The organism is Lonsdalea iberica (assembly GCF_002111585.1).
Taxonomy (GTDB): Bacteria; Pseudomonadota; Gammaproteobacteria; order Enterobacterales; family Enterobacteriaceae; genus Lonsdalea; species Lonsdalea iberica.
On sequence record NZ_LUTP01000038.1, the window covers coordinates 1 to 23,645 of the forward strand.

Genomic DNA, 23,645 nt, shown 5'->3' on the forward strand with positions numbered 1-23,645 from the left:
GCTGGTGATACAGATCGCGCAGTATGTAATACGTAGAAAATCTCATGTGCGAAGGTGGCGGAATTGGTAGACGCGCTAGCTTCAGGTGTTAGTGTCTTAACGGACGTGAGGGTTCAAGTCCCTCTCTTCGCACCACGTATTATTCTCCTGGCTTTATCCTCACGATTACCTCCCTAAATCTCTTTTTCTTATTTCCATCTATATCTTTGTATTCTCGCTATATGCCGCGCAGCGTCACGGATAGCGCCGTCAGTCCGCCTACCAGCGCAATGCAGGACGGCAGCAGCAAATAGTGGCGCAATCGTTCATGAAACAGCATCCCTAGCGTCACCAGCATGGCTAGGGTGACGATGTATTTCAGTGAGTGCAGGTCGATGCCGGGCAGTAGCAGCACAGGCATCAACGTCACGGGAACCAGAATCCCCCAGGCGCTGAAAAGCGGTTTACCGAAGTACCAAGTGATTCCCCATAGCCCGCAGGCGGCAATCATCGCGGTCAACATAGTCTCTCACCATGACGATAATGATAATTACTATCATATAGAAAACCTTTCTGAATACAACTTATGCCGGGCAGGGTCATCTGGCCGCCGGGCACCAAGGCCTTATATACCGCGGCGGTGTACGAGATGGCGCAAAGCGACGTCGCGACCCGCAGCATCGCGGGCAACGCAAAGTGCAGTCCCAGTAGCTGGAAGCCAGGACGCTGTTTACCGAACGCCTGAGCGTCATCGCGGGTTACACCGACTACAAAGTGAAATACAACGTGACCGTGGGGGGCAATGCCGGCACCACGCCGGTGCTGGCGCCGAAGCCGATGAGTCATTGTGGGCTCAGTATGATGCGGGCGCAGGCATCCATCTGGGCGTTGACGTGCGCCACATCGGCAAGCAGTGGGCTGACGATGCCCATTCGCTGCAACTGTTCCCTGTGACGCCGTCTGAAGCCTCTGCCCGGAGCGATCTGGGCAGTTGGAATACCTCGCTCAAAGGGGCTTACGCGCAGGTCAACGACAACAAGCCGACGGACAGAACCTACATCGCGTCTTGCTATGAATTGAGAACTTGTTACTGGGGCGCTGAACGTTCCGTCATCGCGACCGCCGGCGACGATTATCAGACGAGCCTGAATGTCAGGCTCGCCGTGATCTCGCGTTCAAGGCGTCAGCGACGGATCGAGCTTACTTTTCCTGTTCGTGGCCGTGCAGCAGTTGCACCATATTATGCAGAGTGGCTGATGTATCGTGCTTGCGCCAGATAACCGCAATCTGCGTATTAAGATGGGGCGTGTCGATTTTGTGATAGGTCACGTTGCCGGCCTGAATGCAGGATAGGGATTCCGGAATGAACGTGATGCCGAAGCCGGACGCGACCATGCTGATCGTCGCCGTGATATGCGGCGCCAGCGGGTTGATTTTAGGCTGGTAACCGGCCAGATAGCAGGCGCGAATGATCATGTCGTGCAGGCTAGGACAGAGCTCGCGCGGGAAAATGATCAACGGTTCTGACGCCATCTGGCTGAGATGCACTTCCTGCTGATCGCTGAGCGGATGGTTGTCCGGCAACACCAGCCGCATGTCCTCTTCTACCAGAATTTCACCGTCAAACTCGTCGCCGATGTCGCAGGGCAGGCGCACGAAGGCAATGTCCGTACTGCGGTTGCGCAGGCTCTCCAGAATCTCATTGATGTGTTCTTCTTGCGGCTGCATCTGCACGTTGGGGAAGCGCTGACGGTAGAGCCGCAGCATTTTCAGCACCAATGGATGGAAGGTAACTGCGCAAGAAAACCCCACATTAATAGCGCCGCTCTCTCCGCGAGCGATACACCGCACCCGATCCATCGCGGCATCGGTCAGTTCGAGTATCTGCTTGGCGTCCTGGTAAAAGGCTTCTCCTGCTTCGGTCATCTCCACGCCGCGCGTCATTCGCTTCAGCAAAGGCGTCCCGATTTCACGTTCAAGCTTCTGTATTTGCTGACTAAGCGGAGGTTGCGATATCCCTAGTGATTCAGCTGCGCGGGTGAAGTGTCGAGTGGATGCAACGGCGACGAAATAGCGCAGATAACGTAACTCCATATATTTTAGATCTCCAAATAGTCACGTTTTTATATTGGAACTTTGAATCTCACGAGAGCAATATTCAAGGGAAACATTAATTAAATTTATGTCGTACCTCGTCGGAAGAGAAGGGATATGAAAGATTCCAACTGCGTTGACCCCTGTATGGCAGAGCTTGCCAACTTCGTCCATCAGCACCAAAAACACCACCCAGAGTGTCAGATCTATCAAACCTCATTGATGAGCGGTTTGATAAATGGCGTGTACGAAGGCAGTACAACCATGGCGGATCTGCTTGAACATGGTGATTTCGGATTAGGCACGTTTAACGATCTTGACGGAGAACTGGTGGCAATGGAAAGCCGTATTTTCCAGCTGCGCTCCGATGGCAGCGCGCGCGCGCGCCAAGCCCGATCAGAAAACGCCCTTTGCCGTGATGACCTTCTTCCGTCCGACTGAAAAGATACAGTTTGACCGTGCGATCAGTCGTGAGGACCTTCATCAGCGTATTGATGATTTTGTTGCAACAGACAATCTTTTTTGTGCTTTACGAATCGATGGCTGCTTCAGCTACGTCGAAACTCGTACGGTACCTCGCCAGGAACGACCTTATAAACCGATGCTGGAAGCTATCGCCCAGCAACCGACTTTCCGTTTCGACAACTGCACGGGCAACGTTATCGGTTTCCGTAGCCCTGCATATGTTCAGGGGATCAATGTCGCCGGCTATCACGAGCATTTTATCACTGATAGCCGACAAGGCGGCGGACATATCCTGGATTACCGCCTGGAGAACGGCGTGCTGCAATTTGGCACCATTGCCAAATTAGTCATCGACCTGCCTCTGGACCAGGATTTTCTGCGAGCCAATTTGTCCCCTGAAGATCTCGATAGCGTCATCCACTCCGTGGAAAGCTAAAGTTCATCAAGGTACTGAAAAGAAAGCACAAAAATGCATAGGAAAAATGTTATGGAAAATAAGGATGGTCAACAGCACTGGGCTTGCGGTGCGGATCTGATCGTTAAACATCTGGAGCAGGAGGGGGTCAAATACGTCTTCGGTATTCCTGGCGCCAAAGTCGACCGCGTTTTTGATTCTCTTGTTGACTCAACGATCCAGACCATCCCCGTACGTCATGAAGCCAATGGGGCGTTCATGGCATCGGCAATCGGCCGTCTGACGGGGAAAGCGGGCGTTACGATGGTGACTTCCGGTCCGGGCTGTTCCAACCTGGTAACAGGTCTGGCGACGGCGACCTCGGAAGGCGACCCGATTGTTGCGCTGGGTGGTGCGGTGAAACGCGCCGACCGACTGAAACTGACGCACCAGAGCCTGGATACGGTTAGCCTGTTCAAGCCTGTCACGAAATTCAGCGCGGAAATTCCAGTTTCTTCGGCGATTTCTGAAGTGATGGCCAACGCCTTCCGCGCCGCTGAGTTTGGTCGTCCGGGCGCTTCATTCATCAGCCTGCCGGAAGATATCGTCAACGATCCGGTCACCAGCCCTGTGCTGGCCGCGACAAACCTGCCGACGCTAAACAGTGCGCCTTTGGCGGACGTTAAACGCGTTGCGCAGATGATCGAAAAAGCGAAAAACCCGATCCTGCTGCTGGGCCTGATGGCTAGCCAGCCGAAGAATGCGGATGCGCTGCGTCGCCTGTTACACCGCAGCCAGCTGCCGGTCACCAGCACCTATCAGGCTGCCGGTGTGATCGATCAGCAGCACTTCGACCATTTTGCCGGTCGTGTCGGTCTGTTCAACAACCAGGCGGGCGATAAGCTGTTGCAGCAAGCCGACCTGATCATCACCGTCGGTTACAGCCCGGTCGAATACGCGCCGGCGCTATGGAATACCGGCAATGCGACGCTGGTGCACATCGACGTGCTGCCGTCCGAGCTGGAATGCGACTACCGTCCGGATCTGGAGCTGGTAGGAGACATCTGCATCACCATCGATATGCTGAACGAACAGCTGAATTCGCCGATCAGTTTGTCTTCCGATTCCATTGGAATATTGGAAGAGCGTCGCGAACTGCGTCATCAGCTGGCGACTCACGCCATCAACATGAACGGCTTCGCTATCCATCCGCTGCGCCTGGTCCGTGCGATGCAGGATCTGGTGAACAAAGACGTCACGCTGTGCGTCGATATGGGTAGCTTCCATATCTGGCTGGCGCGTTATCTTTACAGCTTCCGCGCACGTCAGGTGCTGATGACCAACGGTCAGCAGACCATGGGTGTGGCGCTGCCGTGGGCGATTGCGGCCGCGTTGGTGAATCCGAGCCAGAAAGTACTGTCGGTATCTGGCGACGGTGGCTTTATGCAGTCCAGCATGGAGCTGGAAACAGCGGTTCGTCTGAACTGTAATGTCCTGCATATCATCTGGGTGGATAACGCCTATAACATGGTTGAAATTCAGGAACAGAAGAAATACAACCGCGGCTCGTGCGTCAAGTTCGGACCGATTGATTTCAAAGCCTACGCGGAAGCCTTCGGCGCGAAAGGTTTTGCGGTTGAGTCGTCTGAAGAGCTGATACCAAAACTGCATCAGGCGATGGATGTCGATGGACCGGCGGTGATCGCGATTCCGGTGGATTACTCCGACAACCACTATCTGATGGAAAACGTCAACATCGCGCATCTGATCTAAGTCAGTCGCGTTCGTTGCGGGCGGTACACTACGGTCATGACAGACCAGCGGTGCGCCGCCTTTTTATTTTCCCTGTGTTCACTCATTTCATCCCCCTTCTTCACGGTTGTGCTCGTGCGTGCGCTTTCTGGATGGCATCAAAGCGTGATGGGGTTCGCATCGCGTTCGAACTCGGCCGCAAAGTCCCTTGGCTGACTACTCAGCACTGCCTCCATCCTTGCCTGAAATAATCTAATTTTACGCACTTTTTCGCATTATATTATCTAATGTATTTTGTTTCTGTGCTTTATTCAGAAATAGGGCGTGCATGAAGATTTTTATTGTTTTTGAGCGATAAGTTGAGCTTGTGTGTTCATATCTTCTGGTTATCATCTTTTTAATAGTGAAAAAATTGGATATGGCGAAGAGGCAATCACGCGTTCATTAAACGTTATTATATAGATTTACTTATGGCAGGGCGTGTGGTTAAGAACCCACATCGGTGGTAAGTTCAAAGGAAGAAATCACGTTTGCGTTGGACGCATCCGCTGTAACCAACACGGTTAACGTAGAGGGAAAAGATGGCAAAGCAAACCCCGTTGTATGAACAACATTTGGCCGACGGCGCCAAAATGGTGGATTTTCATGGCTGGATGATGCCGCTGCATTACGGCTCACAGCTGGAGGAACATCACGCGGTGCGTAAGAGTGCCGGAATGTTCGATGTATCGCACATGACTATCGTCGATTTGCATGGCGCTCGCGTCCGCGAGTTTTTACGCCACCTACTGGCGAACGACGTGGCCCGGCTGACGCAGCCCGGTAAAGCGCTCTACACCGCCATGCTGACCCCCTCTGGCGGCGTGATAGACGATTTAATCGTCTATTTTCTAAAAGAAGACTTTTTCCGAATGGTGGTGAATTCGGCCACGCGAGAAAAAGATCTGGCCTGGATAGAAGAGCAGGCCAAACCTTTCATGGTGCAAATTCAGGAGCGTGACGATCTGTCGCTAATCGCGATTCAGGGGCCGCTGGCTCAGGAAAAGGTACAGCGATTACTGACGTCGCAGCAGCGCAAAGATACGGCCGGCATGAAGCCGTTTTTCGGCGTACAGAGCGGCGACTGGTTTATCGCCACCACCGGGTACACCGGTGAGTCTGGCTATGAAATCGCGCTGCCGAAAGCACATGCGGTCGGCCTGTGGCAACAGCTGCTGGCGGAGGGCGTTCAGCCTGCGGGGCTGGGCGCGCGCGACACCCTGCGTCTCGAGTCCGGCATGAATCTGTATGGACAGGATATGGATGAAAGCGTTTCTCCCCTGGCGGCGAATATGGGGTGGACGATCGTCTGGGAGCCGGAAGATCGTCAGTTTATCGGTCGTGAAGCTTTGGAGCGTCAGCGTGCCCACGGCACCGATCGGTTGGTCGGACTGGTGATGACGGAGAAAGGCGTATTGCGCAACGGCTTGCCGGTGCATTTCACCGATGCCGGCGGCGCGGTTCGCGAAGGCGTGATCACCAGCGGATCGTTCTCGCCTACTCTGGGCGTCAGCATCGCGCTGGCCCGGGTTCCGGAAGGTATCGGTGAACAGGCGGTGGTGCGTATACGTCAGCGCCAAGTCCCCGTCCGGGTGACGAAGCCTAATTTTGTCCGTGCAGGAAAAGCCCTGATTGAGATTTAACCGTTGAGTCTACAAAGGAGAAAGTGGCAATGAGCAATGTACCGGCGGAATTGAAATATACCTCGTCTCATGAATGGGTCGCGGAGGAGGAGGGCGGCACCTATCGTGTCGGGATCACGGAGCATGCGCAGGCGCTGCTGGGCGATATGGTGTTTATCGACTTGCCCGATGCGGGCAGCCAGTTTAATGCCGGGGACGAGTGCGCCGTGGCGGAGTCGGTTAAAGCCGCATCGGATGTCTATACCCCATTGAGCGGCGAAGTGGTGGAAGCCAACGGCGAGCTGGAAGGCGCGCCGGAACAGGTGAACAGCGATCCCTACGGCAGTGGCTGGTTATTTCGTATCAAGCCCGCCGACGGCGCAGAGTGGGACAATCTATTAGATGCCGCCGCTTATCAGACGCTGCTGGATGAAGAAGACGACGGGCACTAGTCGTCGTTGTCGCCCGGCTGGGCGATCTTTCGGGGCGCCGTGAGCGGCGCTCGCTGGATGTGGTTTGATGCAGGAATGTCGTAATGACCCAGACTCTCAGTCAACTTGAACACCATAGCGCTTTCGTTGAACGCCATATCGGTCCCACTGCCGCGCAGCAACGAGAGATGCTGGCGGCGGTCGGCGCAGAATCGCTGGATAAGCTAATCCAGCAGATCGTCCCGCCGGATATCCAACTACCCAGCCCGCCCGCCGTGGGGGATGCCGTCACGGAACATCAGGCGCTGGCGGAGCTGAAGACCATCGCTAGCCGGAATCAGATCTATAAAAGCTACATCGGCATGGGTTACTTCGGGGTCCAGATGCCGCCGGTAATCTTGCGTAACGTGCTGGAAAATCCGGGGTGGTATACCGCCTACACGCCTTATCAGCCCGAGGTGTCTCAGGGGCGGCTCGAAGCGCTACTCAATTTCCAGCAGGTGACGCAGGATCTGACCGGCCTGCCGGTGGCCTCCGCTTCGCTGCTGGACGAGGCGACCGCGGCGGCGGAAGCGATGGCGATGGCCAAACGCGTCAGCAAGCTCAAGCAGGCCAATCGCTTTTTCGTGGCGAGGGACGTACATCCGCAAACGTTGGATGTCATCCAAACGCGCGCAGCGACCTTCGGCTTTGACATCGTGACCGGAGATCCGCAGGACGCGCTGAACGATGATGGCATCTTCGGCGTGTTGGTACAGCAGTTGGGTACGACCGGCGAACTGCATGACTATCGAGCTTTGTTGGCCGAACTGCATGAACGCAAGGTCATTACCTGCGTCGCGGCGGATCTGCTCGCGTTGGTATTGCTCGAGGCTCCTGGCGCTCAGGGGGCGGACATCGTGTTCGGCTCCGCGCAGCGCTTCGGCGTGCCGATGGGTTACGGTGGTCCGCACGCGGCGTTCTTCGCCAGTCGCGAAGAGTACAAACGCGCGACGCCGGGCCGTATTATCGGCGTCTCCCGCGACGCCGCGGGCAACACTGCGCTGCGTATGGCGATGCAGACGCGCGAACAGCATATCCGCCGTGAAAAGGCTAACTCCAACATCTGCACTTCCCAGGTACTGTTAGCGAATTTGGCGGGAATGTATGCGGTATATCACGGACCGGAAGGGTTGACGCGCATCGCCCGACGCATTCATCGTCTGACCGACATTCTGGCCGCCGGTCTGCAACAGCACGGCGTGACGCTACGGCATACCCGCTGGTTTGACACGTTGACCGTCTCGGTGACCGATAAGGCGGCGACGCTGAGTCGGGCGCTTAGTTTCGGCGTCAACCTGCGCTGCGATCTGGAAGGCGCAGTGGGGATCTCGCTGGATGAAACCACGACGCGCGACGATGTGTTGGCACTGTTTGCCATTTTGCTGGGGGACGACCACGGTCTGGATATCGACGTGCTGGACCGCGACGTAAGCGTCCGAACGGACTCATTGCCCGCCGCGCTACTGCGGACGAACGATATCCTGACGCACCCGGTGTTTAATCGCTATCACAGCGAAACCGAGATGATGCGCTACCTGCACCGTCTGGAAAACAAGGATCTGGCCCTCAATCAGGCGATGATCCCGCTGGGATCCTGCACGATGAAACTTAACGCGGCGGCGGAAATGCTGCCGATCACCTGGCCCGAATTCGCCGAGCTGCACCCGTTCTGCCCGCCAGCGCAGGCGCAGGGCTACCGCCAGATGATCTCGATGCTCAGCGAGTGGCTGGTGTTGCTGACCGGCTACGACGCCGTCTGCATGCAGCCGAACTCCGGCGCGCAGGGCGAATATGCCGGCCTGCTAACCATTCGTCGGTATCATGAAAGCCGCAATGAGTCGCAGCGCAGAATCTGCCTGATCCCCAGCTCCGCGCACGGCACCAACCCGGCTTCCGCGCACATGGCGGGGATGGATGTGGCCGTGGTGGCCTGCGACAAGCAGGGCAACATCGACATGCACGATCTGCGGGAGAAAGCGGCACAGGCCGGGGATCTGCTGGCCTGTATTATGGTGACCTATCCATCGACTCACGGCGTCTACGAAGAGACCATCCGCGAAGTGTGCCAGATTGTGCACCAGTATGGCGGTCAGGTGTATCTCGACGGGGCCAATATGAACGCGCAGGTGGGCATTACTTCGCCCGGTTTTATCGGCGCGGACGTGTCTCACCTCAACCTGCACAAAACCTTCTGCATCCCTCACGGCGGCGGTGGGCCGGGGATGGGGCCGATAGGCGTGAAAGCGCATCTGGCGCCGTTTGTGCCGGGGCATCAGGTGGTGAGAATTGGCGACGTGCTGACCGCGCAGGGCGCTGTCTCGGCCGCGCCGTTCGGTAGCGCCTCAATTCTGCCTATTAGCTGGATGTACATCCGCATGATGGGCGCAGAGGGGCTGAAGCAGGCCAGTCAGATCGCCATTCTTAACGCCAACTACGTGGCGGCACGACTACAGTCGGCGTTCCCGGTGCTCTACAGCGGCCTCGGTGGCCGGGTTGCGCATGAGTGCATTCTGGACATCCGCCCCCTGAAGGAAGCCAGCGGGATCAGCGAATTGGATATCGCCAAGCGGCTAATCGACTACGGTTTTCATGCGCCCACCATGTCGTTCCCAGTCGCGGGTACGTTGATGATTGAACCCACGGAGTCGGAAAGTCAGGTAGAGCTGGACCGCTTTATCGATGCGATGCTGGCGATACGGGAAGAGATCGACCGTGTGAAGCGTGGGGAGTGGCCGTTGGACGATAACCCATTGGTCAACGCGCCGCATGTTCAAACCGAGCTGGTCGCCGAGTGGACTCACCCTTATGGGCGCGATCTGGCCGTGTTCCCAGCGGGCGCCTTGAATAAGTTCTGGCCGACCGTTAAACGTCTGGACGACGTGTACGGCGATCGCAACCTGTTCTGCTCCTGCGTTCCCGTCAGTGACTATGTGTGACGGCGTCTCGCCTTCGCTGCTCATGGGCTGATTTGAAGGGAAGGACGGGGACTTGCCGTAAGGTGAGTCCCCATCGCGTCTTGGGTTCGACAGATGTCATGACTGTGTTGCCGAAACCGGTGGTCGACGTCCGACGGCACGAGTACGCGTTCAGAGCGACTCATGCTGGTCCTCTTACCGCATCGACGTATTTACCGAAGGGAGTCGCGCCTCGGGCTAAGGCGAGGCTTACTTCGTATCTCTCACCTCTCACCTCTTATTTATTTCCTTATATTTCTGCTTCCCGGTAGTGCAACCAAGGGTGTCGTATGGGTATAGCGCATTTACATATGAATTTGATACGCGTCGGGTTTATAGGGGGCACCACCTGCACCTATCGTTACCGGACACGGCGCTAAGTACGTCGCGATGCTGAGTCGCTTCTTAAATCACGGTTCAATTGTTATCACCCCCGAGGTGGGCATGCCCAGCAACGTTGCAGGTGAGCTGGGCTGGCGGCACAAACCTTGCTAGTCATTTCCTGATGATTTTTCGTATGGGGGCCATGAATCGGCCATTTATCGCACAGGAGGTGAAAAGATGGCGAATGTGACGACCAAAACGTCGACAGAGCACAAGTCGCTCGATGCTGTAATGCCAAATACCGGCAAGCTGGCGGCGGCCAGTTCTATCGGCACCGCGCTGGAGTGGTATGACTTCACCGTCTACAACATCATGGCGGCGCTCGTTTTTAACCATATTTTTTTCCCGTCGTTCGACCCGCTGATAGGGACGATTCTGGCTTTTTCCACCTATGCCGTCGGGTATATTTCGCGGCCAGTCGGCGGGCTTATCTTCGGCCATCTGGGCGATGTGCTGGGGCGGCGTTTCGTGCTTGTTGCCACGTTGGTGATCATGGGAGTGACGACGGCGTTAATGGGGCTGCTGCCTGGCTATTCTCGCTGGGGGATCTGGAGTCCCGTGCTGCTGGTCACGCTGCGTTTTATTCAGGGCATTGCGCTCGGCGGTGAATGGGCAGGCGCGGTATTGCTGTCGATGGAGCACGGCAGGCCGCATCAGCGTGGGCGCAACGCCTCGTTTGCGCAGGTGGGGCCTTCCTGCGGCACGCTCATCGGCACGGGTCTTATTACGTTGGCGACGCTCGCCATGTCGCCGGACAGCTTCCAGGCGTGGGGATGGCGTCTTCCGTTCCTGCTGAGTCTGGTGCTGGTCGTGTTCGGCCTGTGGCTGCGCAGCGGCATCGGTGAAACGCCCGCCTTTCTCAAGCTGGAGAAAAATCAACACATTACGCAGGCGCCGGTCCGCGTAGTCTTCAGTCAGCATTTGCGTTCGCTGTTGACCGCGGGGGGATCGCGCATCGGCTCCGACGTGTTGTATGCGTTGGTGGTGGTGTTTACCCTGACTTATGTGACGACGGTGCTGAAACTGCCGCGGCCGCTAGCGTTAACCGCCACCATGCTGGGCGCGGCTGGCAATGCCATCGCCGTCCCGCTGTTCGGCATGCTGTCCGATCGCTTTGGACGACGACCTGTCTGTATGGGCGGCGCGTTGGCGGCGATCCTTTGGGTATTTGTCTTTTTCGCTTTGCTGGATAGTATGCAGCCGGTGCAAATATGTCTGGCGGTGGTGGTCGGCCTGCTGATCCATGCGTCGATGTACGGGCCGCAGGCGGCGTTTATCACCGAACAATTTCCTACGCAGGTGCGCTATGCGGGATCGTCGTTGGCTTATACGCTGGCGGGCATTGTAGGCGGCGGCTTCGCGCCGTTGATTATCACTTACCTGTTTGCGTCTTACGGCACGTCAGTGGCGGTTTCGCTGTATGTGACGCTGGCGCTTTTTTTTTACGCTATGGGCCGTGTGGTCGGCGAAAGAAACGGCCCATAAGCCGCTGAAAGACTGAGAAGCGCATCGGTCGGTTGCGCGCTTGACGTGACAAACAACCGACCGGGAGCAACTGGTTACTTCAGCCAGCCTTTGCTCTTTGCGACTTCCAGATGATGGCTGAGATAGCCCCACAGTTCTGGGTACACTTCGCTGATAAAGGCATTGCGCGATAGCACCTGCTCCAGGCGAATGCCGTGCTCTACCCAGCTCTGACCGCCGTTGTGGAGGTTCATCAGCACCGGCATCAGGCGGTCAATCAATAGCGCGAAGCGGGCGTCCGGTGTTTCGCTTGCCTCATATTCCAGCCACAGCTGGTGGAAGTGGCTGCGCTGGGGTTCCGGCAGCAGACCGAACAGCCGTATGGCTGCCGCGACTTCGCGATCGTGTACATCGGCGCGTCCCTGAAGATCGTAAACCAGCACGTCTCCCGCATCGACCTCGACGATATCGTGGATCAGCGCCATCTGAATGACACGCTGAATATCGACGTTTTCTCCCGCGTAGGGCGAGAGGCTCATTGCCGCCAGAGCGAAATGCCAGCTGTGTTCGGCAGAATCTTCCTGACAGTCAGTGCCAATCACTTTGGAACGGCGTTTCACGCTTTTGAGCTTATCGACTTCCATCAAAAATGCGACGACGTCAGTCAGGGGACCGAAGTCCAGTACGGCAAGGGACATCTGAATAATCTCCAGAAGGGAAAGTGCCCAATTGTAAGGCAACACCGACGACATTGAAATGCAGAATCGGAGGCAAGGGCAGTCATATTCGTAAGGACTAGAATTATTTCAGCGTACGCGTGTACACTGAAATAATTCTCCGTTACTCTGGCTGCGGCAACATCATCCGCCTAGGCTTTTTGCATGATAAAAGTCCTCGCTGAGCGGCGAAAAGGATCTTTCAAGAGGTGGAACATGAAGAAGCAGGTATTGAATTCGGGTTATTCGCTGGCGGAAGAAATCGCCAATAGCATCAGCCACGGCGTCGGTTTAGTGTTGGGGATCATCGGGCTGGTTTTACTGCTGACGCAGGCGGAGAAAAACGGTGCCGATGCCACGGCCATTGTCAGTTACAGCCTCTATGGTAGCACGGTGATTCTGCTGTTTCTGGCTTCTACGCTATACCACGCCATTCCCAATCAGAATGCCAAACGTTGGCTGAAAAAGTTCGACCACTGTGCGATTTACCTGCTGATTGCGGGCACCTATACGCCGTTCCTGATGGTGGGTCTCAAATCGCCCTTGGCGTATGGTCTGATGATTGCCATCTGGAGTTTGGCGCTACTGGGCGTCATTTTCAAAATGGCATTTGCGCACCGGTTTGAGATCCTCTCCCTGGTGACGTATCTGGTCATGGGCTGGCTATCGCTGATCGTAATTTATGAGCTGGCGGTGACGCTCTCACTCGGCGGCGTGGTGCTGCTGGCAGTTGGCGGGGCGGTGTATACGCTGGGCGTGATTTTCTATTCCAGCAAGCGGATCCCTTTTAACCATGCCATTTGGCATGGCTTCGTGCTGGGGGGCAGCTTGTGTCATTTTCTGGCGATCTATCTTTATGTCTAACCCCACAGGGGCAACGCCACCCACTGCGGACGGCGGTTGAGGATATAGCTCATCCTTGCTGACATCGGACATTAACGCTTGAAAATAAAGGTCCGAGCGTGCCTTTTGGCGTAAGGCGAGGTCACGCTCGTCGGACATTGTCTTGACCCCGTCACATCAAAAAAGCGGAAAACGTCGATGTCGTGCTGGCCTTGCCTTAATGCATTGCAGGCAGCAGCAGGCGCACGGTGAAATTCCCTAAGGCTATTCTTTCACCCGAACTATGCGGCGCGCCGTTTCCCAGAGGCCGCATGCGCGGTCGCTTACTCCTCCAGCGAGTAAGGCAGCGGCTGAATCGATAGTGCGCTGGCGCTATCGTCGCGTACGCGCAGCTCGCTGTTGGCTTCCAAATCATTGTTCAACACTGCCTGTACCCATAGCTGGCCGTCGTGCAAACGCACGGACGCCAGCACGGTCCCGGTACGACGCCAGTTGTCTCCCAGCTTAAGCTCGAGATCGTCTCCTGCCGCCGGTTCAGTGGTCGATGTGCCGGCCAGCCAATGCAGCGCGCGCTTATTGGCGCCGCGATACTTGGCGCGCGCCACCATTTCCTGCCCTGCATAGCACCCCTTCAGGAAACTAATCCCCTGTAAAGCCTGAAGATTTGTTGCCTGCGGAATGAACTGCGCGCTATTCGCCGTGTCAATAACGGGGTAGCCCGCTTCGATGTCGAGCGCTAGCCACTGTTTGCCGTCATTACGCTGCGTTTTAGCATCAAGCGCGTCCAGCACGGTGGCCGCGCGTTCGGCTGACAGCACTAACAGGAAACGCTCGTCCGGATGCGCGAAGTGCAGGAGCGTCGCGCCCGGCTCCTGTACCACGGCGTTGTCGGCATCCGGTAATGCGTCAAACAATGGTGCGAGTTGCTCCCGAATACCTTGCCCCGCGGCGCCCAGCAGTACGCTATCGTCGTCCGCCGCCATCGTGGTTTTGGAGAAGACCGCGTACTTTTTCAGCTCGATCAACTGCGCGTCGCGCACGCTTCGGCGTTCGATATAGGCTAGTCCTTCGCCGTGATGGAACAGGCGTAGGGCGCTCCACATTTTACCTTTGGCGTCGCAGTGGGCGCACAGCACATGTTGGTTAGCCTGTAGCGCCGTCACGTCGGTGGTCACCTGCCCCTGAACATAGCTGACGGTGTCGGGTCCGATCAGGGTGACCAGTCCCCAGTCATCCAGCGTCAATAGCGTGGCGGGAAGGGCGGAGGACGGGAATAACGGGTGTGATGGAATTGTATTAGCCATGGTTACGGTCCTGCGATGAGGGGGATTCAGCAATCGCCTAATGGTAAAAGAGCGGCAAGGGTTTGCAAGCGCTTATTGGGCGGAGAGGGCGAATGCGCGGAGCGCTACGCAGAGTGAGCGATGCCGATGCGGTTCCTGCGCTAAAATATGTCAAAGTATTACTATTGGTTTAATATCATCGAACAAAATAGGGTTACACTGAAGCCTATGACTGAACAAAGTGAGCGATCATATGGATATCAATGATAAATCACGCATCCACTGGGCCTGTCGGCGCGGCATGCGTGAACTGGATATTTCCATCATGCCGTTTTTCGAGCATGACTACGATGCGTTGAACGATAGCGACAAAACCGCTTTTGTACGCCTGCTGCAGTGCGACGATCCCGATCTGTTCAACTGGCTGATGAATCACGGCGAGCCTTCAGATCAGGAGCTTAAACGCATGGTTTCCCTTATTCAGACGCGAAATAAACACCGTGGCCCAGTGGCAATGTGATCTCAAAGTTTCCTGGCGCATGCAGCTGTTCTCTCTGCTGGCGCACGGCATTATGGTGTTTTTGATTCTGCTGGCCCCGTGGCCGAGCGGTTATGCGCCGCTGTGGCTAGGTTTGGTGTCGTTGGTCATGTTTGGATTTATTCGCAGCCAGCGCAACATCAAATCCCGCCATGGCGCAATCTCGCTGTACGGCGAATATCATCTGCGCTGGCAGCAGCGTGAGTGGCGTATCGTCAAACGCCCGTGGATGCTTAAAAACGGTATTCTGCTGTCGCTGCGCGCGGCGGACGGCGCCGCCCTGGCACAGCGTCTATGGCTCTCTTCGGACAGTATGGGGCGGGACGAGTGGCGGCACCTGCGTCAGCTTTTGCTGCGGAAGGACCACCGCGCCGGATCATCGCTCGGACCGTGACACTGGCTCTGGGGCCTGACGGTCGTCGAGCGAAGCACTCTGCGTGGGGACTGCCGATCCCTAATCAGCTCGGTCTTTAAGCTCTGAGTCTTGAGCAATCCTGTCTTCGTTTTATCGCTCTCCACCGTTGGCGACCTCTTTCGAACGTCTCTTTAGGGCCGATAGGCGAAGACAAGCGTCGCCGCCGGTCAGAGCGCCGCGCGAGAAAAAAGCCTGCAGCGATTTACGGGATTCGCCGCAGCGGGTATCTTACGCGTCGTTCAATAAGAGAGAAGCTGATGACCACGCCTGCACAAAAACGCGCCGCGCAGAAAAACATGCTGCATCCACGCAACCGCCATCACGGCCGTTACGATTTTACCGCGCTGAAACTTACACACCCTGCGCTCATCCCGTTCGTTCGTGTGAACGACTACGGCGACGAGTCGATCGATTTCGCCAATCCGGACGCGGTCAAAATGCTGAATCAGGCGCTGTTGCATGAGTTCTATCAGATTGAACACTGGTTTTTACCCGAGGGATTCCTCTGTCCGCCGATCCCCGGACGGGCGGATTATGTTCATCACCTCGCGGATCTGCTGGCCGAGGATAATCAGTCTCAGGTGCCGCATGACGCCACCGTACTGGATATAGGATGCGGCGCAAACTGCATTTACCCGCTGATCGGCCACCGGGAATACGATTGGCGCTTCACCGGCAGCGAAATTAATGCGCAGGCCATGCAGGCGGCCAATGCGACCATCGCCGCCAACCCCGGCCTGAGCCGCGCAATTCGTCTGCGTCGTCAGAAAGACAGTCAGGCTATCCTCAATGGCATCATTCATAAAAATGAGCTGTTTGATGCGACGCTGTGCAATCCGCCTTTTCACGCTTCCGCCAACGAGGCGAAGCAGGGATCGCGCCGGAAGCTGCACAACCTCGGCCTGGACAAACGATCGCCGCTCAATTTCGGCGGGCAGGAAGATGAGCTGTGGTGTGAAGGCGGTGAGAAAGCGTTTATCGCGCAGATGATTCGCGAAAGTGCGGTTTTTTCACGTCAATGCCTGTGGTTTACGTCGTTGGTCTCACGCAAAGAGAATTTGCCGGATCTGTATCGGGTGTTGGATGAGGTGGGCGCGGAAAGCGTTAAAACCGTGGATATGGCGCAGGGACAGAAGCAGAGCCGCTTCATCGCCTGGAGTTTCTTCACGCCAGCCGCTCGCACCAAATGGTGGGCGCAGAAGCGTCGTTAACGGCCGCAAAAACGAGCCGGGATACGGTTAAATCACCGTAACCCGGCAACGGACGTTACCCCTGTTCAGACTGGCGTAGCGCTTTGAGTTCTTGCAGGATCTGCTCACACCACTGCTGGATGCGGTCTTCACTCATGTCGTACTGATTCACTTCGTCCAACGCCAGTCCGACGAAGTGCTTGCCGTCGGGCGTTAGCGGTTTGGTGCTGATGAAATCGTACTCGTCGGTCGGCCAGTAGCCAATGAATCTCACGCCCAGCGGCACTAGCTGCTCATGCAGCATACCCAGCGCATCCAAAAACCACTCGCTGTATCCCAACTGATCGCCCATCCCGTATAGCGCGACGATCTTTCCCTGTAGTTTCAGCGTCGGCAGATGCTGCCAGATGGCTTCCCAATCTTCCTGAATTTCGCCGAAGTCCCAGGTTGGAATGCCGAGGATCAGCGCTTCATAGTCTTCCATACGTTGGGGATCGACGTCTTTGACGTTGTTCAGTTCGATCATATCCGCACCCAGGATGTCGCGGATTTTCTCTGCCGCCATTTCGGTATAGCAGGTGCTGGAGCCGTAAAAAAGTCCTATCTTCATAAGCCGTCAGTGTGTTGGGAAAGTGAATGTAAGGCGCTGCCGCAGCACGGCAGCACACAGTCAATGCGTTAGTCTGGCGAAGTATACTACGCCCGTAAAGCACAAATGACTGTGGGAAAAGCATCGGGGCGAAGACGGATGCCTTCGCCCACGGCGTTTAATCGAGAGATTGGTGGCGGGTTTCTTTGGTCAGCAGTAGCGCGATCAGCGTCAACGTCGCCATCGCCGCCAGATAGACGCCGACGTAGAACAGCCCGTAGTTGCTGGTCAGCCAGGCGGCGATATAAGGCGCGACGGAAGCCCCCAGAATCGACGACACGTTGTAGGAGAATGAGGCACCGGTGTAGCGGACTTCCGTCGGGAAGAGCTCCGGCAGCAGCGCGCCCATAGGTCCGAATGTAAAGCCCATCATGCTCAGACCCAGCACCAAAAACGCCATGACTAACCACTGTTCGCCCGATCCCAGCAGGTAGGGGAATACGAAGGCGAAGACCAGCATACTGCAGGTGACGACAATCATGGTGCGGCGGCGGCCGTAGATATCGGCCAGGTAGCCGGCGACCGGGATCATCAGACCGAAGCCAATCACCGCGATCATCAGCATCCAAAGGAAGTTATTACGCGGAATACCCAGCCCGGTCGGAACCGGCGAGGTGCCGTAGGTCATCGAGTAGACGGTCATGATGTAAAACAGCGTGTAGGTCGCCAACATGATAAACGTGCCGAGGATCGTCGCTTTCAGGTGTTTGCTCAGCAGCGTCCCCATCGGGATCCGTACTTTTTTACCTGCCTGTTCGGCTTTGGCGAAGACCGGCGATTCGTGAAGTGAAACGCGGACATACAGCCCGATCAGCACCAGAATCGCGGAGAAAATGAACGGAACGCGCCAGCCCCAGTGCATGAATTGTTCATCCGTCAGCAGCCAGGACAACAGCAGGAAGGTGCCGTTGGCGAAGAAGAAGCCAATCGGTGCGCCCAGCTGGGGGAACGAGCCGTACAAAGCGCGTTTGTGCGCCGGCGCGTTCTCCGTCGCGAGCAGCGCCGCGCCGCCCCATTCGCCGCCAAGACCGAGCCCCTGACCAAAGCGAGCCAGCGCCAGCAGCATCGGCGCCAGAATACCGATCGTTTCGTAGCTCGGCAGCAGGCCGATCGCGACGGTGGAAATGCCCATTGTCAGCAGCGAAGCCACCAGCGTGGCCTTTCGTCCGACGCGGTCCCCAAAGTGGCCGAATAGGGCGGAACCGATGGGGCGAGCGATAAAGGCAATCGCGAACGTCGCCAGTGACTGGAGTGTTGCGGCAGTGTTATCACCTTGAGGGAAAAAGATGTGCGGGAAAATCAGCACCGCGGCGGTAGCGTAGATATAGAAATCAAAAAACTCGATGGCAGTACCGACCAGAGAAGCAACCACAACCTTATTGCGGGAGTTTACGGGGGCGTCTGGTCTCGGATTGTCATCAACAGTGGATGCGACGGAGGATTGCATAGTTTTTTCAGTTTTTTAACAACAAGAATGCGTATTCTATGCATAGAAAATGCTTATTTTCAAACCACCGAGCCGCGTCTGGCGCGGGCTGCGCTAGGAACTGTCCCGCTTTTCCCTCGATTCATAAGATATAATCCCTTAGGCCGCATTTTTTGCCGCAGGATATGACAAAAATAAAAGCAATTACCGAATTGTACCCCGTTCACGCCCTGTCAGGCATAATAGTCCCCAGCATGAAACAGAGGAGGCCGCCATGCAGACACCGGATCACCCCCTGATCGAACAGTTTCTGGATGCGTTGTGGCTGGAGCGAAATCTGGCGGAAAACACGTTGGCTTCCTACCGACAGGATCTGCGTTCTTTGGCGGACTGGCTGGCGCACCATGATAATAGCCTGTTGCAGGCGGAAGCCGTGGACCTGCAGGCCTTTCTGGCCGAACGGCTGGAAGGCGGTTACAAGGCGACCAGCTCTGCGCGTTTGCTGAGCGCCACCCGGCGACTTTTTCAGTATCTTTACCGCGAAAAGCAACGCTCGGACGATCCCAGCGCGACGCTCTCGTCTCCCAAACTGCCGCAGCGATTGCCGAAGGATTTAACGGAGGCGCAGGTGGATGCCTTGCTCAATGCTCCCTGTGTCGACAAACCCCTTGAACTGCGCGACAAAGCGATGTTGGAAGTCCTGTACGCCACCGGCCTGCGCGTCTCGGAGCTGGTAGGGCTGACCATCAGCGACGTCAGCCTGCGTCAGGGCGTGGTTCGTGTGATCGGGAAAGGCAACAAAGAGCGTCTGGTGCCGCTGGGCGAAGAGGCGGTGCACTGGATGGAACAATATCTTGAATACGGCCGCCCCTGGCTTATCAACGATAAGCCGATTGATGTGATGTTCCCCAGCAGCCGGGGGCAGCAGATGACCCGCCAGACTTTCTGGCACCGTATTAAGCACTATGCGGTCATTGCTGCTATTGACAGCGCAAAACTTTCTCCGCATGTTTTGCGTCATGCTTTTGCCACGCATTTACTGAACCACGGCGCGGATTTACGCGTAGTGCAGATGTTGCTGGGCCACAGCGACCTGTCCACGACGCAGATCTATACGCACGTCGCCACGGCACGCCTGAAGCAGCTGCATCAGCAGCATCATCCCCGGGCGTGACCGACAGATGAATCATGGGGTGGGGCGCATCAGCCATGTTGGCTGACGTCGACGTCTCATCCAAGAACAGGATCAATTTATGAAAAAGAGTGCATTACTGCTTTCTCTGCTCGTCGCCGCCATGAGCGCCAGCGCGGACGATGCCGCCATCCAACACTCACTGACCCGTCTGGGGATGCAAAATGCGGAAATTCAGGCTGCGCCTATCCCAGGAATGAAGACCTTGCTGACCGACAACGGCGTGTTGTACATCACCGATGATGGCAAACACCTGTTGCAAGGTCCGCTGTATGACGTGAGCGGTAAAAATCCGGTGAACGTCACCAACTCTATTCTGATGGGTAAGCTGGAAGCGCTGAAGGATCAGATGATTGTTTACAAGGCGGCGAAGGAAAAGCATGTGATCACGGTATTTACCGATATCACCTGCGGCTACTGCCGCAAACTGCACGAGCAGATGAACGATTACAATGCGCTGGGCATCACCGTCCGCTATCTGGCTTTCCCGCGTCAGGGCGCAGGCTCTCAGACGGAAAAGGATATGCAATCCATTTGGTGCGTAGCCGATCGCAAAAAAGCGTTTGATGCGGCGATGAAAGGCGACGACATCTCGCCCGCAACCTGCAAAACCGATATTTCCGCGCACTATCAACTCGGCATCTTGTTCGGCGTTCAGGGAACGCCGGCCATCGTGCTGGACGACGGGTCGGTGATCCCGGGTTACCAGGATCCGAAAGAGATGGCCGGCATGCTGCAAGCGCATAAAGCCTCCCAGAAGTCGGGTGGTTAAGCGCCCGTGACTTTCGTAACCCAGCTCTGCCGCCGTCCGGCGGTAGAGAGTCATCATCTTCCTGACACGTTGCCGCCGCTGCTGCGTCGGCTATACGCCCAGCGGGGCGTTCAGGCTGCGCAAGAGCTGGAACGCAGCCTGCGCGGCCTGCTGGACTACCGGCAACTGTCCGGGATCGACAAAGCGGTGGATTGCCTGCAAGCGGCGCTGGCGGATAAGCGACGTATTGTGATCGTCGGCGACTTCGACGCAGACGGCGCGACCAGTACGGCTCTGACCGTGCTGGCGCTGCGTCGGATGGGCGGTCAGCATATCGACTTCCTGGTGCCTAACCGGTTTGAGGACGGCTATGGCCTCAGCCCCGAGGTGGTCGCCCAGGCGGCGGCGAAAGGCGCTCAGTTGATCGTCACCGTCGACAACGGGATCTCTTCCCATGCCGGCGTAGACGATGCGCATCAGCGTGGGATTGACGTGCTGGTGACGGATCACCATCTGCCGGGCGAAACCTTGCCCGCGGCGGAGGCCATCATCAACCCCAATCTGGCGGATTGCGCTTTCCCGTCCAAGGCCCTCGCGGGCGTGGGGGTGGCGTTCTATCTGATGATGGCGCTGCGGGCGCGGCTGCGCGACGGCGGCTGGTTCGAACAGCATGGCTTGCCTGAGCCCAACCTGGCGGAATTGCTGGATCTGGTGGCGTTGGGGACGGTGGCGGATGTGGTGCCGCTGGATGCCAACAACCGGATCCTCGTGGCTCAGGGCCTGAACCGCATTCGCGCGGGTAAATGCCGACCGGGTATTCGCGCGCTGCTGGAAGTCTCAAACCGCGAGGCGACTCAGCTCGTCGCCAGCGATTTAGGCTTTGCCCTCGGGCCGCGCCTGAACGCCGCCGGACGGCTGGATGATATGTCCGTCGGCGTGGCGCTGCTGTTGTGTGAGGACATCGTTCAGGCGCGAATGCTGGCGAGCGATCTCGACGCGCTCAATCAGACCCGGCGGGAGATCGAGCAGGGGATGCAGGTCGAAGCGCTGCAATTGTGCGAACAACTGGAACGCAGTAGCGAGACGCTGCCCTGCGGGCTGGCGATGTACCACCCGGAGTGGCATCAGGGCGTTGTCGGCATTCTGGCGTCTCGCATCAAAGAGCGTTTCCATCGCCCGGTCATCGCGTTCGCCCCTGCGGGCGACGGCATTCTGAAAGGTTCGGGCCGCTCGGTTGCCGGCCTGCACCTGCGCGATGCGCTGGAGCGATTGGACACCACCTGTCCCGGCCTGATGATGAAGTTCGGCGGACATGCGATGGCCGCCGGGCTGTCGCTGGAAGAAGCGCGCTTTGAGGAGTTTCGCCAACGCTTTGGCGAACTGGTCGGCGAGTGGCTGGATGCCTCTCAGCTACAGGGCGTTATCTGGTCCGACGGCGAACTGGCCGCTCCCGAGCTGACGCTGAGTACCGCGCAGCTACTGCGGGAAGCCGGTCCCTGGGGGCAGACGTTCCCCGAGCCGACCTTTGACGGCCGCTTCCGACTATTGCAACAGCGTTTGGTCGGTGAACGACATCTCAAGGTGATGGTGGAACCGCTGGCGGGAGGCCCTTTGCTGGATGGCATCGCGTTCAACGTCGATACCACGCAGTGGCCGGACAGCAGCGTCCGACAGGTGGAACTGGCTTATAAACTGGACGTGAACGAGTATCGCGGCAAGCGTTCGGTGCAGCTACTGATCGAGCATTTGTGGCCGTTGTAGCGTGAGCTTTCTCCTGAATCCAGCGGGCGCAAAGACGCCTTTTCGTCGTGCGCGTCCGCTGTTAAAAACTGAACGGATCGCTATAAACCCCGGCGTGGATCCGTTACAATTCGCCGTTTGAACACTCGTCATCCCTTTGACCAACAAAAGATCTTAAACATCATGTTTGAAATTAATCCGGTAAAAAACCGAATTCAGGACCTGTCTGAGCGGACAGCGGTTCTGAGGGGGTATCTTTGACTACGATGCCAAGAAAGAACGCCTCGAAGAAGTAAACGCCGAGCTGGAACAGCCGGACGTTTGGAACGAACCTGAACGCGCTCAGGCGCTCGGTAAAGAACGCTCCTCTTTGGAAGCGATCGTCGACACCATCGACCAAATGACGCAGGGGCTGGAAGATGTCTCTGGCCTGCTGGAATTGGCGGTGGAAGAAGACGACGAAGACACCTTCAACGAAACCTGCGCTGAACTCGACGGACTGGAAAATAAACTCGGCCAGTTGGAATTCCGCCGCATGTTCTCCGGCGAGTACGACAGCGCGGACTGCTATCTTGATATTCAGGCGGGCTCCGGCGGTACGGAAGCGCAGGATTGGGCCAGCATGTTGGTACGTATGTACCTGCGTTGGGCGGAAGCCAAGGGCTTCAAAACTGAAATCATCGAAGAGTCCGATGGTGAAGTGGCCGGGATCAAGTCCGCGACCCTCAAAATCATCGGCGATTACGCCTTCGGTTGGCTGCGGACGGAAACCGGCGTGCATCGTCTGGTACGCAAAAGCCCATTCGACTCCGGCGGCCGTCGTCACACGTCCTTCAGCTCGGCCTTCGTCTATCCCGAAGTGGATGACGATATCGATATCGAAATCAACCCGGCCGACCTGCGTATTGACGTCTATCGCGCTTCAGGCGCCGGCGGTCAGCACGTTAACCGGACCGAGTCCGCGGTACGTATTACCCATATACCGACCAACATCGTTACCCAGTGTCAGAACGATCGTTCTCAGCATAAAAACAAAGATCAGGCGATGAAACAGCTGAAAGCGAAGCTGTACGAGTTTGAGATGCAAAAGAAAAATGCTGAAAAACAGGCGCTGGAAGACAACAAGTCCGACATTGGCTGGGGAAGCCAGATTCGCTCTTATGTGCTGGATGACTCCCGCATTAAAGACCTGCGTACCGGGGTGGAAACACGCAACACCCAGGCGGTGCTGGACGGCGATCTGGACAAATTCATTGAAGCAAGTTTAAAAGCGGGGCTATAA

Annotated in this window: 21 protein-coding genes, 1 tRNA gene and 1 pseudogene; 16 read left to right on the forward strand and 7 right to left on the reverse strand. The window is 56.8% G+C overall.

Features of this window, described 5'->3' with window-relative positions:
* The first annotated feature begins 48 nt into the window (after positions 1-48).
* A tRNA-Leu gene (locus tag AU511_RS13140) sits at positions 49-135 on the forward strand.
* 82 nt (positions 136-217) lie between these two features.
* Here the strand turns inward: AU511_RS13140 and AU511_RS13145 are convergent.
* Positions 218-502 carry a DUF1435 domain-containing protein gene (locus tag AU511_RS13145; protein ID WP_094109962.1) on the reverse strand — a complete coding sequence of 95 codons (285 nt, stop codon included), beginning with the start codon at positions 500-502 and terminating at the stop codon, positions 218-220.
* Positions 496-825 carry a hypothetical protein gene (locus AU511_RS13150; protein WP_094109963.1) on the reverse strand — a complete coding sequence of 110 codons (330 nt, stop codon included), beginning with the start codon at positions 823-825 and terminating at the stop codon, positions 496-498. Before AU511_RS13150 ends, AU511_RS13145 begins: the two co-directional genes overlap by 7 nt.
* On the opposite strand from AU511_RS13150, the gene AU511_RS17285 reads away from it, so the two are divergent.
* Positions 825-1,259: a hypothetical protein gene (locus tag AU511_RS17285; RefSeq protein WP_139829381.1), complete on the forward strand. Its 435-nt coding sequence runs from the start codon at positions 825-827 to the stop codon at positions 1,257-1,259. The genes AU511_RS13150 and AU511_RS17285 overlap by 1 nt on opposite strands.
* Here the strand turns inward: AU511_RS17285 and AU511_RS13155 are convergent.
* Positions 1,180-2,073 carry a LysR family transcriptional regulator gene (locus AU511_RS13155; RefSeq protein WP_094100693.1) on the reverse strand — a complete coding sequence of 298 codons (894 nt, stop codon included), beginning with the start codon at positions 2,071-2,073 and terminating at the stop codon, positions 1,180-1,182. The genes AU511_RS17285 and AU511_RS13155 overlap by 80 nt on opposite strands.
* A 147-nt stretch (positions 2,074-2,220) precedes the next feature.
* Between AU511_RS13155 and budA the strand changes: the two are divergent.
* From budA to AU511_RS13185, 6 genes and pseudogenes are all read left to right on the forward strand, one after another.
* Positions 2,221-2,974 (forward strand): annotated as a pseudogene (budA, locus tag AU511_RS13160) (acetolactate decarboxylase).
* Between the two features lie 51 nt (positions 2,975-3,025).
* Positions 3,026-4,705, forward strand: coding sequence for an acetolactate synthase AlsS (alsS, locus tag AU511_RS13165; RefSeq protein WP_094100695.1), 1,680 nt, complete (start codon positions 3,026-3,028; stop codon positions 4,703-4,705).
* A 560-nt stretch (positions 4,706-5,265) separates the two neighbouring features.
* Positions 5,266-6,366: a glycine cleavage system aminomethyltransferase GcvT gene (gcvT, locus tag AU511_RS13170; protein ID WP_094100696.1), complete on the forward strand. Its 1,101-nt coding sequence runs from the start codon at positions 5,266-5,268 to the stop codon at positions 6,364-6,366.
* A 29-nt stretch (positions 6,367-6,395) separates the two neighbouring features.
* The gene (gcvH, locus tag AU511_RS13175; protein ID WP_094109964.1) at positions 6,396-6,797 is read left to right on the forward strand and encodes a glycine cleavage system protein GcvH; all 402 of its coding nucleotides are present in this window, start codon (positions 6,396-6,398) and stop codon (positions 6,795-6,797) included.
* An 83-nt stretch (positions 6,798-6,880) separates the two neighbouring features.
* Positions 6,881-9,754, forward strand: coding sequence for an aminomethyl-transferring glycine dehydrogenase (gcvP, locus tag AU511_RS13180; protein ID WP_094109965.1), 2,874 nt, complete (start codon positions 6,881-6,883; stop codon positions 9,752-9,754).
* Positions 9,755-10,468: 714 nt separating this feature from the next.
* The gene (locus AU511_RS13185) at positions 10,469-11,641 is read left to right on the forward strand and encodes an MFS transporter (protein WP_420843458.1); all 1,173 of its coding nucleotides are present in this window, start codon (positions 10,469-10,471) and stop codon (positions 11,639-11,641) included.
* Between the two features lie 74 nt (positions 11,642-11,715).
* On the opposite strand, the gene AU511_RS13190 is transcribed toward AU511_RS13185, so the two are convergent.
* Positions 11,716-12,318 (reverse strand): HD domain-containing protein, encoded by a 603-nt coding sequence (locus AU511_RS13190; protein WP_094109966.1) that lies wholly within the window; start codon positions 12,316-12,318, stop codon positions 11,716-11,718.
* A gap of 234 nt (positions 12,319-12,552) precedes the next feature.
* Here AU511_RS13190 and trhA point away from each other — a divergent pair, with 234 nt between their 5' ends.
* A complete protein-coding gene (trhA, locus tag AU511_RS13195) occupies positions 12,553-13,200 on the forward strand; it encodes a PAQR family membrane homeostasis protein TrhA (RefSeq protein WP_094109967.1) in 648 nt (215 codons plus the stop codon).
* 302 nt (positions 13,201-13,502) lie between these two features.
* Here trhA and ygfZ read toward each other — a convergent pair whose 3' ends face one another.
* Complete coding sequence (gene ygfZ / locus AU511_RS13200; protein WP_094109968.1) at positions 13,503-14,483, reverse strand: tRNA-modifying protein YgfZ; 981 nt, start codon at positions 14,481-14,483, stop codon at positions 13,503-13,505.
* A 232-nt stretch (positions 14,484-14,715) separates the two neighbouring features.
* Here ygfZ and sdhE point away from each other — a divergent pair, with 232 nt between their 5' ends.
* From sdhE to rlmF, 3 genes are all read left to right on the forward strand, one after another.
* Positions 14,716-14,982, forward strand: a complete 267-nt coding sequence (sdhE, locus tag AU511_RS13205) for an FAD assembly factor SdhE (protein WP_094101995.1) — start codon at positions 14,716-14,718, stop codon at positions 14,980-14,982.
* Positions 14,963-15,394, forward strand: coding sequence for a protein YgfX (locus AU511_RS13210; protein ID WP_094109969.1), 432 nt, complete (start codon positions 14,963-14,965; stop codon positions 15,392-15,394). Before sdhE ends, AU511_RS13210 begins: the two co-directional genes overlap by 20 nt.
* 278 nt (positions 15,395-15,672) lie before the next feature.
* Positions 15,673-16,626, forward strand: coding sequence for a 23S rRNA (adenine(1618)-N(6))-methyltransferase RlmF (gene rlmF, locus AU511_RS13215; protein WP_094101997.1), 954 nt, complete (start codon positions 15,673-15,675; stop codon positions 16,624-16,626).
* Between the two features lie 55 nt (positions 16,627-16,681).
* On the opposite strand, the gene fldB is transcribed toward rlmF, so the two are convergent.
* The gene (gene fldB, locus AU511_RS13220; protein WP_094109970.1) at positions 16,682-17,215 is read right to left on the reverse strand and encodes a flavodoxin FldB; all 534 of its coding nucleotides are present in this window, start codon (positions 17,213-17,215) and stop codon (positions 16,682-16,684) included.
* A 157-nt stretch (positions 17,216-17,372) separates the two neighbouring features.
* Complete coding sequence (locus AU511_RS13225; RefSeq protein WP_094101999.1) at positions 17,373-18,701, reverse strand: MFS transporter; 1,329 nt, start codon at positions 18,699-18,701, stop codon at positions 17,373-17,375.
* Between the two features lie 253 nt (positions 18,702-18,954).
* Here AU511_RS13225 and xerD point away from each other — a divergent pair, with 253 nt between their 5' ends.
* The 4 genes from xerD to prfB all read left to right on the forward strand — a co-directional run bounded on the left by xerD (position 18,955) and on the right by prfB (position 23,645).
* The gene (gene xerD / locus AU511_RS13230; protein ID WP_026739684.1) at positions 18,955-19,854 is read left to right on the forward strand and encodes a site-specific tyrosine recombinase XerD; all 900 of its coding nucleotides are present in this window, start codon (positions 18,955-18,957) and stop codon (positions 19,852-19,854) included.
* Positions 19,855-19,933: 79 nt separating this feature from the next.
* Entirely contained in the window at positions 19,934-20,644 is a 711-nt protein-coding gene (gene dsbC, locus AU511_RS13235) for a bifunctional protein-disulfide isomerase/oxidoreductase DsbC (RefSeq protein WP_094109971.1), read from the forward strand.
* Positions 20,645-20,650: 6 nt separating this feature from the next.
* The gene (gene recJ / locus AU511_RS13240) at positions 20,651-22,384 is read left to right on the forward strand and encodes a single-stranded-DNA-specific exonuclease RecJ (protein ID WP_094109972.1); all 1,734 of its coding nucleotides are present in this window, start codon (positions 20,651-20,653) and stop codon (positions 22,382-22,384) included.
* A gap of 162 nt (positions 22,385-22,546) precedes the next feature.
* A protein-coding gene (gene prfB, locus AU511_RS13245) for a peptide chain release factor 2 (protein WP_100053010.1) occupies positions 22,547-23,645 on the forward strand; the annotation gives its coding sequence in 2 pieces (ribosomal slippage) (positions 22,547-22,621 and positions 22,623-23,645; 1,098 coding nt in all).